A 14,763-nucleotide genomic window follows, 5' to 3' on the forward strand; every position below is an offset into this window, starting at 1 on the left:
ACATGAGACATACGGAGATACCGGAGGCCGCGTGACCATTCAGGAAAATGCAGTACTGCCTGCGGCTTACGCGGAAAACCTCGCACATCCCGCACCCGCACACACAGGGCTGCGCAACACCCTGCGCCGTTGGACGGGATTCGATCTCACCCCATCCGAAGAGGTAGTCCGCCAATACGGGGCCGGCCTGTGGATAACCGATCCGGTCGCCGAGAGCTTCGTTGAGGAGGTCTACTACGGGGAGATCGGCCCGGAGCGCGGTCGCGCGTTACTGGAGCGCGCGCTCAGCGAGGGAATCGACGCCGTCGAGGAGGCACCGGAGTCGATGCGGGCGTTGTTCGCCGAATTCGACACGCTGCCACCGTGGGCCGATCCGCAGCTCATCGAGGCCGGTGCTGCCGTGTGGCGGCGGTGGGGCTATGACATGGGCTCCATCGCCAACGCCGGCACCATGGACACCTACACCGAGGGCTGGCTGGCGACCCCCTTGTCGCTGGCCGGTGGTTATGCGGGCCAGGGCGCGATGCACCGGCATCTCGAGACCAGCCGGTGGTGGCTGGAATGCGCACGACCCGGCGCCGCCCTGGATCGATACTCGGTTGCCCGGCAGATCACCATGAAGATCCGCGTCATGCATGTCTCGGTACGCCGCGGGGTGCGCAAGCATCCCGAGTGGCGCCGCGAGCAATGGGGCGAGCCCATCAGCCAATCAGAGATGCTGCTGACACTTATCGCCGGCAGCGTGGCGCCCGGGCTCGGCCTGTGGGCGGTCGGCTATCTCACCACACGATCGGAAATGATTGCGGCCCTGCATTTTTGTCGATACCTGGGATACCTGCTCGGGGTGCGCTGTGATGACATCTATCCCGAGACAGTCGCCGATGCGGTACGGATCCTGTACCACTTCGACGCCACCCGCGCCTACGACGGCGGTGACGCCTCACGTGAACTCGTGGAGTCCTTCGTCCCGTCGTTCACGCCGAGTCCCGACTCATCACCGGCCAATCGGCTCCGGGGCCTGTTCCATCTGCAACTGCAGGCGGGTTTCACACGGCTGTTCATGCTGCCGTGGAACCGCCGGCTCTATCGGATTCCCAATGGCTGGCTGGGCACCGCGGCACTCGTCGCCCGTGCCCCGCTTGTCGCCGCGATCGAGCTGGCGCGCCATGCCGTCCCGGCGGTAGACCAGCGCTGGCAGCGGGGCAAGATGCGGCGCTGGGAGCACTGGATCGACTGGCAGTCCGGCGCCCACACCCACGACTTCCAAGACCTGTCCGCCATGCGGCGGTAGCGGCGGCCGCGCGTCAGAGCCGGGCGTCGATCCAGGACAGTACCTCGTCGAGCACGAGGTCCTTCTCGAACTCGTTGAAGATCTCGTGGTACAGGCCCTTCCAGATCTTCAGCGTCGCATCGGGCGCGGACTCGGACAGCCACACGCTGCCTTCGGGCGCGGTCAGCCGGTCGTCTCCTCCGTGCATCGTCAGCACCGGGCGCCGCAGACCGGCAGCGCGCTGCCGCATCGTCTTCCCCACCCCCAGCAAGGCCCGGCCGATGCCCGCGGGCACCCGACCGTGATGCACCAGCGGATCAGCGTTGTATGCGGCAATGATCGCCGGGTCATGGGAGATCGCGTTGACATCGAGCTTCTGCACCGGCAGCCCGGGCGCCAGACGCCCCACCACCGGAGCCACCAGCGTCAGCACGTACGGCAATCCGACCTGCGCGGCAATCGCAGGCCCCGAGAGCACCATCAGGTCGTAACGGTCCTGGTGGTCCACACCGTAGGCGAAGACGATGCCACCGCCCATGCTGTGCCCGAGCACAATTCGCTTGAGGTCGGGGTACTCGCGTGCCGCGATGTCCACCAGGGTGCCGAAGTCGTCGGTGTACTCGGAGATGTCCCGCAGATACACGCGCTTACCCCCGGAACGACCATGACCACGGTGGTCCAGGGCGTACACCAGGTACCCGGCATCATTGAACCGCTGGGCGACGTGGTCGTACCGCCGCGCATGCTCGCCGAAACCGTGCGAGAGCACGACGACGGCACGCGGCGGTCTCTCCGGCGTCCAGGTGTCATAAACAATCCGCACGTTGTCGGCGCCGTCGAAGGCGCGCTGCACCCGAGATCCACTCACCCCGAAAACTCTACGGAACCGCCGAACCTGCCATCCTCAACTAGAACACGTTCTAGTGTGGGGCCATGGGATTCCTCAAGCCCACACTGCCCGTCGTCGATATCGCCGAATGGAGCAAGGGCACCCGCGCCGAGAAGATACGTCCGATGGCCCGGCACTGGGCCGAGGTGGGCTTCGGGACACCGGTGGCCTTGCATCTCTTCTACGTCCTGAAGATCGGCCTGTACATCCTTGGCGGCTGGCTGTTCGCCATGGTCTCGACCGACGGAGTCGGGCCCGCCGACTGGTCCGCACCCATCGTCTTCCAGAAGGTGGTGCTCTACACCATGCTGTTCGAAGTCATCGGCCTCGGCTGCGGCTTCGGCCCGCTCAACAACAGGTTCTTCCCTCCCCTGGGTTCAATCCTGTACTGGTTGCGTCCCAGCACCATTCGCCTGCCGCCCTGGCCGCGTATCCCCCTCACCCGAGGCAGCGCGCGAACCCCCGTGGACGTGGTGCTGTACGCCGCCTTGCTGGCCATGCTCCTGGTCGCGTTGTTCTCCCAGCCCGCACCGACGGGGCTGCTGCCCCTCTGGCCGGTCGTCGCCATCCTCGGATTGCTGGCCATCGCCGGCCTGCGCGACAAGGTGATCTTCCTGGCGGCCCGCGGCGAGGTGTACGGCGCCCTCACCGTGACATTCCTCTTCACCGGGGCCGACATGATCGTCGCCGCCAAACTGATCTTCGTCGTCATCTGGATGGGTGCGGCAACGTCAAAACTCAACCACCACTTCCCCTTTGTCATCTCGACGATGATGTCCAACAACCCGCTCATCCGCGCCAAACGGCTCAAGCGGGCGTTCTTCGAGAAGTTCCCCGACGACCTGCGCCCCGGACGGCTCTCCCGCGTCGTCGCACATCTGAGCACCGCAATCGAGATGCTGGTACCCATCGCACTGTTCTTCAGTCACGGCGGCTGGGTCACCACGGTCGCCGCCATCGTGATGGTGTGCTTCCACTTGGGCATCCTCACCGCCATCCCGATGGGTGTGCCGCTGGAGTGGAATGTGTTCATGATCTTCGGCGTGCTGTCGCTGTTCTTCGCGCACGCGAACATCGGTCTGCGCGATATGGAACATCCCGTGCCCGTGCTTGCCCTATTCGCCCTGAGCGCCGGGGTGGTTGTCGCAGGAAACCTGTTGCCCCGCAAGATTTCCTTCCTAGCCGGCATGCGCTACTACGCCGGCAACTGGGATACCACACTGTGGTGCATCAAACCGTCCGCCAGCGCGAAAATCGACAAAGGCATCGTGGCGATCGCGAGCATGCCGCAGGCCCAGATGGAGCGCTACTACGGCACCGACCAGGCACCGCTGCTCATGTACATCGGCTATGCGTTCCGCGCCATGAACACGCACGGCCGGGCCATGTTCACGCTCGCGCACCGGGCCATGGCGGGCCCGAGTGGTCGCGACCGCGAAGATGACTACGTCATCACCGACGGCGAACGGATCTGCAGCACGGCGATCGGCTGGAACTTCGGCGACGGGCACATGCACAACGAGCAGCTGATCGCCGCGATGCAGGAGCGGTGCCAGTTCGAGCCGGGTGAGGTGCGCATCGTCTTACTCGATGCCCAGCCCATCCATCGTCAAACCCAGCAATATCGACTCGTGGACGCGGCCACCGGCGAGTTCGAGAGCGGCTACGTTCGGGTGGCCGACATGGTCAACCGTCAGCCCTGGGATGACGAGCTGCCAGTGCACGTCAACACCCGGTAACCGGCTGACACGTGTCGGTGGACGCGACTATTGTCGCCCCCGTGACGGCACAAGCCATCGAGGATGAATTTCTTTCGCACACCGAACAATATCGGCGCGAGATTCTGGCCCACTGCTACCGGATGACGGGCTCCATCCACGATGCCGAGGACCTGGTGCAGGAGACCTACCTGCGCGGCTGGAAGGCCTACGAACGGTTCGAGGGCAAGTCGTCGGTGCGCACCTGGCTGTATCGGATCGCCACCAATACCTGTCTGACGGCGCTGGAAGGCAAGCAGCGCCGTCCGTTGCCCACCGGACTGGGAGCCCCCAGCGCCGACCCGCTCGCCGAGTTGGACGAGCGCACGGAGATCCCGTGGCTCGAGCCACTGCCCGACGACGCGACCGATCCGGCCAGCATCGTGGGTTCACGGGAGTCGGTCCGCCTGGCGTTTGTCGCCGCACTGCAGCATCTACCCGCCAAGCAGCGCGCGGTGCTGGTGCTGCGCGAGGTGCTGCAGTGGAAAGCCCAGGAGGTCGCCGAGGCGATCGGCTCCACCACCGCCGCGGTGAACAGCCTGCTGCAACGCGCCCGTGCACAGCTGCAAGAAGTGTCGCCACGGGAAGAGACCCTGCTGGAACCCGAGGACCCGATGCTGCGCGAGCAGCTCCGCCAGTACATCAACGCATTTGAGCGCTATGACGTCGATGCGATCGCGAAAATGTTCACCACCGAAGCGATTTGGGAGATGCCGCCGTTCACCGGTTGGTATCAGGGCGGGCAGAGCATCGCCACGCTCATCAAGGAACAGTGCCCGGCCGAGCACGCCGGCGATATGCGCCTGCTCGAGACGTCAGCCAACGGGCAGCCCGCCATCGGCCTCTACATGCGCGAGGGCGACGGGGTGCACCGCCCGTTCCAGATGCACGTGCTGGACGTCACCCCCGACGGCGTAGCCCATGTGGTGTGCTTCTTCGACATCTCACTGTTCGAGAAGTTCGGTCTCCCAACCGAACTCACCGAACTCGAAACCTAGGTTGTGGCGGGTTCGTCTCGCCTTTTCGCGCCACAACCTCGGTCTCGGCGTAGCCGCTTACCGTTGAGCGAGGCTCCCCGGGAATAGGTACTGGTCCGCGGGGCGGGTGGTGCTGTGGAACCACGCGGTGAAGAATCCGGAGAGGTCCTTACCGGTGACCTTCTGCACGTACGCCTCGAACTGCGGCCAGGTCGCATTGCCCCATTTGTGCACCGACGGCCATGACCGCAGAATCTGCAGGAACGGCCCGTCCCCGATGGTGCGGCGCAGCGCATGAAGTGCCAGCGGGCCCTTGCCGTACACACCGAGCGGGTTGAAGACCTCGTCCGCACTGCATTCCGCAGCGTCCGGGCACATGTCGTAGAGCAGGTTCCCCCACACCTTGTCCTCATCCCAGATCTTCTCGACGGTCTCGCGGTAGTGCTTGTCGATGGACTTACCTTCCTTCTCCTCCGACCACATCCACGGCAGGTAAGAGGCGAAGCACTCGTTGAGGCAGATATCGCGCCACTGCTCGACCGACACCACGTCGCCGTACCACTCGTGGGTGTTCTCGTGCACCACCACCGACAGTCGCTTTTCCTCCTCGGTATCGCGGCTGAACGTGTAGTACGGGCGGGTCTGCGTTTCCAGGGCGCTGAATGAAATGTCCTCGCGAATCGGGTCGGCGAAGATGCCGCCCGCCGCGACATGCGGGTACTTGCCCAGCTTGGATTCCAGGAAACTGAGCACCTCGGGCAATCGTGCCTCGGCGTTACCGGAGCCGGCGTCAGGCGCAAACGCGCTCACCACCGGAGTACCACTGGGCAAGGTGGACCGGAACACCGAGAAATGATCCACCGCGAACGGAACCAGGTACATGGCAACGGGATTCGGCTCGTTCCAGGTGGTGGTGGTCCAGCCGCCGGACTCGGTGGCCTTCCCTTCCCGGCCACCGCCCACGGCCACCCACGAGGACGGCACCGTCGCGGTGAGTTTGAACGGCGCCTTGTTCACCGGGGTGTTGTTCGACGGGTACCAGTTCTCGGCACCGTCGGGTTCACCGCCCTTGGCATAGCCACCGCTGGTGCTGCGTACCCAACCCGACAGCGCGCCGAGACCACGTTCCTTGGCCTCCTGTTGTTCGTTGAACGCGTACGTGACCGTGGTCGTGAAGGAACTTCCGGTGCGGATGCCCTTGTCCGGAGTAACAGTCATCTCGTGCTCGCCGCTGAATTCGGTGGCGGCCGGCCGGCCGTCCACGGAGGCCGTCACCGTTCCCAGATCCGAGAAGTCCAGGTTGAAGCTCGACAGGTTCTGGGTGGCGGCTGCGTGGATCACCATCGTGCCGTTCACATCGGTGGTCTCCGGATCGAAGCGCAGCGTCAGGTCGTACTGGGTGACCCGGTAGCCGCCGTTGCCATCCTGCGGGAAGTAGCTGTCGATCCCGTTGGGTGATCCCGGGGTGAAGACGTCGGTCGCCTGCGCGGGGGCCACGCCACCACCGATCACAAGCGCCGCCAGAGCGGCCGGGATCCCGAGAGTCTTGAAAATCATGTGAGCCTTACGTAGAGCGGGCCCCTGTGACCCTGATGAACGACTCTACGTAAGGCAGCACCGATCGCGGGTAGCTACTGCAGGTGTGCCGGATCCATCCAGCTGACCTCCCACACGTGTCCGTCCAGGTCGCGGAACGACCGTCCGTACATGAAGCCAAGTTCCTGCGCCGGCATCCAATCCACCCCACCGGCAGCAAGCGCCGCATCCGTCAGTTCGTCGACACCCTCGCGGCTGTCGGCCGAAACACAGAGCAGCACTTCGCGATTCTTGGACGTGTCGGTGATGTCGTCGGCGATGAAACCGCGGAATCGGTCTTCCTCCAGCATCATCACCCAGCTCTGTTCGTTGATGACCATGCAGAGGGTGTTCTCGTCGCAGAACTGGTCGTTGAAAGAGAAGCCGAGGTGATCGAAGAACTTGCGGCTGGCCGCGGCATTGGCGATGGGAAGGTTGACGAACAGCATGCGGGACATCGGGTCTCCTCAGTGCGTAGACGGCGGCGTTTCCACCGTTCATCAGTACCGACTACCCGGAGTCCGGAAACTCATCGCCGTTCCCATGCGTACTCGGGAACGGCGCGCAGAATATCGATCAGGTACCGCACGTGCGGCTCAACCCACTCTGGCCTGAGCGCCTCCCACCTCCAGGTAAACAGGTTGGAGTTATCGAACCTCATCGGCAGTTGAAACCGCCGGTCGGTCAGCATGCGGTGCATGGTGCTGGGATTCAGTACGTCGTAGGCAAATCGGTTGTTGTTGGTGCGGATGTGAAAGCGCCGATTGAAGTCCTCCGACTCCAACTTGAGATCCCCGAGCCCCATCGCATCCTTCAGTCCGGACAGCGCCCCTTCGGGAGTCACCACCAGCATGTTCGGCGACGGCGGAGTCCGCACACACGTCACCATGGCGGTGTAGGTGACCTCGGAGTTCTCCGATGAGTCGCCCGTCCGATACGTGTAGGTGAACGACACGAAGGGCGCCCCATCAATGACGCCGCGAATCACGTCCGTCGCGGATCTACTGTGTCCCAAACCAAATGGCGCATGGGCCGAAAGCCTGACGAGACCGGGTTCATTCTCGGCGAAACTCCATCCCCGCCCGGACGCGAACGACCACAGCCATGCCAACCGTCGCTGGCGGTTGCGCCGAGTTGTCGTGAACAGCCAGATGCCCAGCACCGCCAATCCCCCGAAGATGACAGCGACCGTGCCGAGGCTCAGCAGGCCCAGCAGCGTGCTCACCTACTGCTGCGGAGGTGGATTCAGTCGGTCGAAGGCTCCGCGAATGTTGGGCACCTTTCGCGCCGCTGGATCGTCAAGCTCGAAGTAGTCGGCTGCGGTGAACCCGAACCATTTCGCCACAATGTTGGAGGGGACCGTCTGGACCTTCGTATTGAGCGCACGCACATTGCCGTTGTAGAAGCGCCGGCCCGCCGCGATGCGATCTTCGGTGTTGGCGAGCTCGCCCTGAAGTGCGACGAAGTTCTGAATCGACTGCAGCTGTGGGTAACTCTCCGCGATGGCGAAGAAGCGCCCCAATGCTCCAGAGAGCTGCTGCTCAGCCTGAGCCTGAGCCGTCACGCCCTGATGTGTGGCGGCCGCGTCGCGGGCAAGGTTGCGCGCAGCGGTCACCTGCTGCAAGGTGTCTCGCTCGAATTGCGCTGCCGTGCTGGCTACTTCAACGAGGTTGGGAATGAGGTCATGACGTCGCTGGAGTTCGACATCGATCTGCTTCCACGCTTCCTGAACCAGATTGCGGATCCTGACGAACCCGTTGTAGGTAGTCAGGAGCCAAAGTCCAATCGCCAGCGCGAAAAACACCGCCACGACGATGCCAATCAGAAGTGGAGTCATTTCCTTCTCCTAGTGTTGTTCCCACGCATACGCCGGGATTGGTTCAACGGTATCTATCAGGTACTGCACCTCGCCGGCGATTCTCTGCTCATCGAGCTTGCCGCGGCGCCAGGTCAGCAGTCTCCCGTTCTCGAATCGCAAGGGCTGCGAATATCTTTGGTCGGCCAGCATCCGCTCCATGGCCCGCGGATTGAGCACGTCATACGCAAACCGCTCCGGATTGGCCTTGACGTTGAACCGCTTGTTGAACTCGTCCGATTCGAACTCCAGATCCGTAAACCCCACCGCACGAGCGAGTCCCGCAAGTAGGCCCTCGGGCTTGATCTCGAGCCGATACGGCGACGGTGGCGTGACGAGGCAGGTCACCATGAAGTAGTAGGTCTCGGTGCTCCGCTGATCACCACTGCCGGTGGTCACCTTGTATGTGTACTGGAATGACACGAATTCGTGACGGCCAATGCTGCCGTTGAAGACGTCTTGAAACCTGCGGCTATGCCCCTGCCCGAAGGGCTCATCATGGGACAGCCCCAGCAGGCTCTGGTCCTCGGCGGTGTACGTCCAACCGTGCGCCTGGGCCCAGGCGCTCAGGGCGGCGATTCTCTTCTGCCGCATCCGGGACGAAAGAAACCACACCCCCGCAAAGACCAGCACGAAGAGAGCGACACCCGTCGCGATCAGCAGGCCCTCAGACACGATCCCCCCTCGCTAACCGTTGCCCCTGCACACATCGTACCGGGACACCGAGCATTGCCTGTTAGCTCGACGAATTCCACACTCGAGACAGCCCAGGACGGCAAGATCGGGGTATGCAATTCACCCAGTGGCTGCACCGCGCCCTACAGCAGGACCCGAACCGCCCCATCACGATCGATCAGGGTCGGGAACGCACCGTGGAGCAGTTCGCCGACCGTGTCGCCCGGCTGGCCGCGGGGCTTGCATCACTCGGCGTCCAACCGGGCGACCGCGTGGGCATGCTGTCGCTGAACTCCGACCGTTACGTCGAATACCTCACCGCGGTGCCGTGGTTGGGTGCCGCACTGAACGCCGTCAACATCCGCTGGAGCCTTGCCGAGATCGGATATTCCCTGCGCGAGTCCGGCACTCGTGTGCTGCTGGTCGACGACGTGTTCAAGGCTGCTGCCGCGCCCTTGCGCACCGCGTGTGCATGCCTGGACACCGTCATCTACTGCGGCGACGGTCCGACACCCGAGGACATGATTGGGTATGAGGACCTCCTGACCGCACACGAACCTATCGGCGATACCCGCACCGGGGGCGCTAGCCTGCTGGGCGTCTTCTATACCGGCGGGACCACCGGAAACCCCAAGGGCGTCATGCTGTCTCACGACAATGTGTTGACGTCGGCGATGGGGTCGCTGTCCACCGGCAACTTCCTCACGCGGGGTGGCCGCCTACTGCATTCGGCCCCGATGTTCCACATGGCCGACTTCAGCGCCGTGATGGCGGGGAACCTGTCCGGTTCTACGCACGTGATCATCCCGTCGTTCACGCCGCAGGGCGTACTGGATGCCATAGTCGAACATGACGTTCAGGACATGCTCTTGGTACCCACCATGATTCAGATGCTGGTGGATCATCCGGCAGCCGCCGAGCTCGACCTCAGCGGCATCCGCGGAATCACGTACGGCGCCTCGGTCATCTCCGAGGCGGTGTTGCAGCGCGCCAAGCAGGTGTTCCCCAACGCGCGATTCACCCAGGCCTACGGGATGACCGAGGTCTCTCCCGTGGCGACACTGCTGCTACCCGATGATCATGACGACCCCGCGCTGCTGCGCTCGGCGGGACGCGCGGCGCCGCACTGCGAGGTCAAGATCGTCGGCCCGGACGACAACGAGGTGCCGCGCGGCGAAATAGGCGAGGTAATCGTCAAGGGCGACAACGTCATGCTGGGTTACTGGGAACTACCCGATGAGTCGGCAAAGGCCGTCCGCGGCGGGTGGATGCACACCGGCGATGCCGGCCGGATGGACGACCGGGGCTACGTGTACATCGTCGACCGCATCAAGGACATGGTGGTGACCGGCGGCGAGAACGTCTACTCGGCCGAGGTGGAGAACGCGCTGGCCAAGCATCCGGCGGTGGCGGCATGCGCGGTGATCGGCATCCCCGACGAGCAGTGGGGTGAACGCGTGCACGCCGTAATCGTCAAACAGACGGAAGCCGCGTGCTGCGACAGCGACTTGCAAGAGCACTGCCGCGCGCACATCGCCAACTACAAGGTTCCCCGCAGCTTCGAGTTCGTCGACGAGCTTCCCCTGTCGGGAGCCGGAAAGATTCTCAAACGAGTTCTCCGCCAGAAATATTGGGAGAAACGAGACGCCGGCGTCTCCTGAGATACCTGGTGTACGGTGGCGCCCACGCCGATCGACAAGGAGAAATCGCATGGGACGCGTCACCGGGAAAATTGCTCTGATCAGTGGAGGAGCACGTGGGATGGGCGCCGCCCATGCGCGCGCCCTCGTCGACGAGGGCGCCCACGTGGTGATCGGCGACCTTCTCGACGAGGCCGGTCAAGCCCTAGCCGCCGACCTGGGCCCGAGTGCTCACTACGTGCACCTGGACGTCACTGACAAGCAGCAATGGATCGATGCCGTCGCGGCCACTAATACGACGTTCGGACCGGTGAATGTGCTCATCAACAACGCGGGTATCGCCAACGGCAACCTGCTCACGGACTTCGAGCTCTCCGAGTGGCAACGCATCCTCGATATCAACCTGACGGGCACATTCCTGGGCTGTCAGGCGGTAGCGCAGACGATGATCGACAACAAGGCTGGGTCGATCATCAACATCTCGTCGGTTGAGGGCTACCGCGGCAGCCCCGGCCTGCACGGCTACACGGCGACGAAATTCGCGGTGCGCGGGCTGACCAAGTCGGTCGCACTCGAGCTGGCACCGCACGGCGTGCGGGTGAACTCCGTCCATCCCGGACTCATCCGGACCGATATGACGGCGGGTATCCCGGAGGACTTTCTACAAATACCGCTGGGCCGGGCGGCCGACCCCGCCGAAGTCTCGGCGCTGGTTCTTTACCTGGCCAGCGACGAGTCCTCCTACTCAACGGCAGCGGAGTTCCTCATTGACGGCGGCCTCATCGCAGGCGTTCCGCACAAGACCTCATAATCATGCATAGATAGTCGTCAGAGCCCCTCTTGGCTCGCTGACCACGCGCTTTTAGAACGCGTTTCACTTTTCGCCTAAAGCCGCTATCCTCGTCCACGAGAGTGATCTGGTTCACGTGTATCTGGAAGGACTAGCCAGTCAATGAAGACAAAAGGCGCGCTGATTCGCGAGCTCAACAAGCCGATCGTCGTCGACGACATCACGCTCGGCGATCCCGCTGAAGGCGAAGTTCAGGTCCAGTTGCACGCCGCCGGCATGTGCCACTCCGATTACCACGTGCTGACCGGCGCCACCCCGATGGAACTGCCGGTACTGCCCGGACATGAGGGCGCGGGCGTCGTCACCAAGGTGGGCAAGGGCGTCACCTCCGTCCAGGAGGGTGACCACGTCATCTTCGCCTTCATCCCGGCCTGCGGTAAGTGTCCGCCATGTATGCGCGGCTATCGATCGCTGTGCGACCGGGGCGCAATCCTGCTGGGCGGCAAGGCTATTTCCGACGGCACCAATCGCATCCACGCCGGCGACACCCCCGTCTCGGCAATGAACCTGCTCGGCACCTTCTCGCCGTACGCCGTGGTCCACGAGGACTCCGTCGTCAAGATCGACGACGGCGTGCCCTTCGAGTCGGCCGCTCTGCTCGGCTGCGCCGTGCCCACCGGCTTCGGCTCCGCCACCAACATCGCCGAGGTCAAGGCCGGCGAAGACGTCATCATCGTCGGCGTCGGCGGAATCGGCATGAGTGCCTTGCAGGGCGCCGTCGTCTCCGGAGCCCGGTACGTCATCGCGATCGACCCCGTGCCGTGGAAGCGTGAGCAGGCCCTCAAGTTCGGCGCCACCCATGTCTACGCCTCGATGGCCGAGGCCATCATGCCCGTTATGGATCTGACCTGGGGCATCATGGCGCAGAAGACCATCATCACGGTCGGCGAGATGAAGGGCGAATACATCGAAGAGGCCATGATCCTCACCGCCAAGACCGGCACCTGTGTGGTTACCGGCATGGGCGCCATGGTCGACGTGGACGTCAAGTTCAACCTGTTCCTGTTCACCATGTTGCAGAAGACGCTGAAGGGCAACATCTTTGGTGGCGGAACCACACACACCGAGACCCCGCGCCTGGTCGGCCTGTACAAGCAGGGCCTATTGAAGATCGACGAGATGGTCACCACCACCTACAGCCTGGAGCAGATCAACGAGGGCTACCAGGACATGCTCGACGGCAAGAATATCCGCGGCGTCATCAAGTACACCGAAGCCGACTGGTAAGCCGAATCTTTCACCGGCAGTAACGCCACGCAGACGATTCCCCGGATTCTCTGCGTGGCGTTACTGTCGGTATATGGCCATCGACATTAGGCGCGCGAGTGAGCGGCTCGCGACCACAATCTCGTGGCTGGATTCCAAGCACTCGTTTTCCTTCGGCGAGCACTACGACCCGCACAACACCCACCACGGGCTGCTACTGGTCAACAACGACGACATCGTGCTGCCGGGTGCCGGATTCGAGACGCATCCCCATCGCGACATGGAAATCGTCACCTGGGTGCTCCAGGGATCCCTGGTCCACCAGGATTCTGAGGGTAACGCCGGGGTGATCTACCCCGGTCTGGCACAACGGATGTCGGCAGGTAGCGGCATCCTGCATTCGGAGAAGAACGACTCCTGGCGGTTGTCCGGAGAGCGGCATAGCGATCCGGTGCGATTCGTCCAGATGTGGGTGACCCCGGATGACTCCGGGATTGATCCCGGTTACCAACAACGAGAGATCGACGCAGAGCTGCTCGCCGGCGGGCTGGTGACCGTGGCCTCCGGAATGCCGCGGCACCGGGATCAGACGGCGATCACCATCGCCCAGAAGAACGCGGCGCTGCACGCGGCCCGCATCCGTGCCGGCAACAGCGTCGAGCTTCCCGCCGCACCCTTCGTGCATCTTTACGTCGCGCGCGGCGCCGTAGCCCTCGAGGGCGCGGGTGAGCTGACCGAGGGGGATGCCGTGCGGCTGACCGACACCGGGGCCGCCCGGGTCACCGCGACCATCGACGCGGAAATCCTCGTCTGGGAGATGCACACCCGTCTGGGCGGCTAGCGCGCCAATCGCGACGCTGCCGATGTGGGATCGATCCCCACTTGTTACCAAAGTTGACTGTGTTGCTGCTGCGATTATCGTTGACTGTTCAGGAACTTCACAGAAGGGGCGGCCGTGGGCATTTCACCCTTTTCTCGCCTTCGGCGGCCCACTTCAGGACGTCGCCTGATGACCGCAACCGTCGGCATGATGCTGATAGCCGCGCTGCCCGTTCCGGCCACCCACAACACCGCCCGTGCCGAGGCGGCTCACGATGCGGTGCTCGCGGCCATCGCCAACACCAAGGGCACCTTCCTGGTCTACAACTTCGGAGGCGGCAACCCGGCGCCGTTTCGCAACGCCGCGGGTAGTGAGTACACACTGGACAACGGCGGCCATCTAATGGTCATCAAGAGCGCCTCGTCACGGCTGCGCGCAAATCTGTTGGTGGACAACCATTCTGGGTATCAATCCCGATGTGAACGCGATGCACGCGCGCGTACCTCCGAAGGTCTGTGGCAGGCCTCCGAGACATACAAGCCGATGGCCGCCTGGACGCTCATGGGCAAGCCCACCTTCATCATCAACGCCAACTTCTTTGACGTCCGCGGCCAACAGGGCGGCACCTGGAAGAGCACCGGATGCACCTCCCCCCTGGGCGCCTATGTCGATACCGCCAACGGCAGCGCCAACTACAACAAGCAGGTCACCGGAACGCGCGTGTACGCGGGGAAGCAGGCACTCTCCGGCGGCGACGAGATCTGGACGGCGCTGGCCACCATGGTCTTTTCTCCGGGTTCGGCGCCCGAGGTCATCGCCTCCGCGGGACCGAAGGACTATGGGTATGCCACCGCACCCCTAGAAGGCCTGATGGACAAGGGAGTTCAGTTCGTCGCGGTAAGCGGCTTGAAGCTGTTGCTTCCAGGATTCACCGAGCAGCTGAACGACCCGGGCCCGGCGGCCGCACGCACCGCGCTCGGCTACAAGTCCGCGACTGATGAGCTGATGGTCTTCCAGGGCGGTAGTTACACCCCCGACAACCTCCAGGATCTCTACCGCGGGCTGGGTGTCGACAAGGCCATCGCGCTCGACGGCGGCGGCTCATCGGCCATCGTGCTGCGCCGCGATGCCGGTGGCATGTGGGCCGGATATGGCTCACCGAAAGGCAATTGCGATACCACCTACACCCTGTGCGATGCCGCCGGGGGCGTCGGACGGGCGCTGCCCAGCTGGCTGGGATTCAGTTAAG

The 14,763-nt window shown here is 63.7% G+C and carries 14 protein-coding genes; 8 read left to right on the top strand and 6 right to left on the bottom strand.

The window, feature by feature from the left end; all coding sequences use genetic code 11:
• The first annotated feature begins 31 nt into the window (after nucleotides 1–31).
• Nucleotides 32–1,291, top strand: a complete 1,260-nt coding sequence (locus HBA99_RS23010) for an oxygenase MpaB family protein (protein WP_234798069.1) — start codon at nucleotides 32–34, stop codon at nucleotides 1,289–1,291.
• A gap of 13 nt (nucleotides 1,292–1,304) precedes the next feature.
• On the opposite strand, the gene HBA99_RS23015 is transcribed toward HBA99_RS23010, so the two are convergent.
• A complete protein-coding gene (locus HBA99_RS23015) occupies nucleotides 1,305–2,123 on the bottom strand; it encodes an alpha/beta hydrolase (protein ID WP_081343511.1) in 819 nt (272 codons plus the stop codon).
• Nucleotides 2,124–2,203: 80 nt separating this feature from the next.
• Between HBA99_RS23015 and HBA99_RS23020 the strand changes: the two genes are divergently transcribed.
• Nucleotides 2,204–3,898: a DUF3556 domain-containing protein gene (locus HBA99_RS23020; RefSeq protein ID WP_070951885.1), complete on the top strand. Its 1,695-nt coding sequence runs from the start codon at nucleotides 2,204–2,206 to the stop codon at nucleotides 3,896–3,898.
• Nucleotides 3,899–3,939: 41 nt separating this feature from the next.
• The gene (locus HBA99_RS23025) at nucleotides 3,940–4,914 is read left to right on the top strand and encodes a sigma-70 family RNA polymerase sigma factor (RefSeq protein WP_030097389.1); all 975 of its coding nucleotides are present in this window, start codon (nucleotides 3,940–3,942) and stop codon (nucleotides 4,912–4,914) included.
• Nucleotides 4,915–4,971: 57 nt separating this feature from the next.
• Here HBA99_RS23025 and HBA99_RS23030 read toward each other — a convergent pair whose 3' ends face one another.
• The 5 genes from HBA99_RS23030 to HBA99_RS23050 form a co-directional block, all read right to left on the bottom strand.
• The gene (locus HBA99_RS23030) at nucleotides 4,972–6,450 is read right to left on the bottom strand and encodes a M1 family metallopeptidase (protein WP_070951884.1); all 1,479 of its coding nucleotides are present in this window, start codon (nucleotides 6,448–6,450) and stop codon (nucleotides 4,972–4,974) included.
• A 74-nt stretch (nucleotides 6,451–6,524) separates the two neighbouring features.
• Nucleotides 6,525–6,926 carry a VOC family protein gene (locus HBA99_RS23035; protein WP_064409903.1) on the bottom strand — a complete coding sequence of 134 codons (402 nt, stop codon included), beginning with the start codon at nucleotides 6,924–6,926 and terminating at the stop codon, nucleotides 6,525–6,527.
• Between the two features lie 71 nt (nucleotides 6,927–6,997).
• Nucleotides 6,998–7,693, bottom strand: a complete 696-nt coding sequence (locus HBA99_RS23040; protein WP_081347667.1) for a DUF3137 domain-containing protein — start codon at nucleotides 7,691–7,693, stop codon at nucleotides 6,998–7,000.
• Entirely contained in the window at nucleotides 7,694–8,305 is a 612-nt protein-coding gene (locus tag HBA99_RS23045) for a LemA family protein (protein WP_070951883.1), read from the bottom strand.
• Nucleotides 8,306–8,314: 9 nt separating this feature from the next.
• Nucleotides 8,315–8,998 (bottom strand): DUF3137 domain-containing protein, encoded by a 684-nt coding sequence (locus HBA99_RS23050; protein ID WP_070951882.1) that lies wholly within the window; start codon nucleotides 8,996–8,998, stop codon nucleotides 8,315–8,317.
• Between the two features lie 113 nt (nucleotides 8,999–9,111).
• Between HBA99_RS23050 and HBA99_RS23055 the strand changes: the two genes are divergently transcribed.
• The 5 genes from HBA99_RS23055 to HBA99_RS23075 all read left to right on the top strand — a co-directional run bounded on the left by HBA99_RS23055 (nucleotide 9,112) and on the right by HBA99_RS23075 (nucleotide 14,762).
• On the top strand, nucleotides 9,112–10,659 hold the full coding sequence (locus HBA99_RS23055; protein WP_070951881.1) for a long-chain-fatty-acid--CoA ligase: 1,548 nt from the start codon (nucleotides 9,112–9,114) through the stop codon (nucleotides 10,657–10,659).
• Nucleotides 10,660–10,708: 49 nt separating this feature from the next.
• Nucleotides 10,709–11,449: a glucose 1-dehydrogenase gene (locus tag HBA99_RS23060; protein ID WP_064409908.1), complete on the top strand. Its 741-nt coding sequence runs from the start codon at nucleotides 10,709–10,711 to the stop codon at nucleotides 11,447–11,449.
• 141 nt (nucleotides 11,450–11,590) lie between these two features.
• Complete coding sequence (locus HBA99_RS23065) at nucleotides 11,591–12,715, top strand: NDMA-dependent alcohol dehydrogenase (RefSeq protein ID WP_070951880.1); 1,125 nt, start codon at nucleotides 11,591–11,593, stop codon at nucleotides 12,713–12,715.
• 73 nt (nucleotides 12,716–12,788) lie between these two features.
• Complete coding sequence (locus tag HBA99_RS23070; RefSeq protein WP_070951879.1) at nucleotides 12,789–13,535, top strand: pirin family protein; 747 nt, start codon at nucleotides 12,789–12,791, stop codon at nucleotides 13,533–13,535.
• Between the two features lie 114 nt (nucleotides 13,536–13,649).
• Entirely contained in the window at nucleotides 13,650–14,762 is a 1,113-nt protein-coding gene (locus tag HBA99_RS23075; protein ID WP_070951878.1) for a phosphodiester glycosidase family protein, read from the top strand.
• Nucleotide 14,763: the final 1 nt, after the last annotated feature.

This window comes from Mycobacteroides chelonae, from assembly GCF_016767715.1.
In the GTDB taxonomy this organism is placed as follows: domain Bacteria; phylum Actinomycetota; class Actinomycetes; order Mycobacteriales; family Mycobacteriaceae; genus Mycobacterium; species Mycobacterium gwanakae.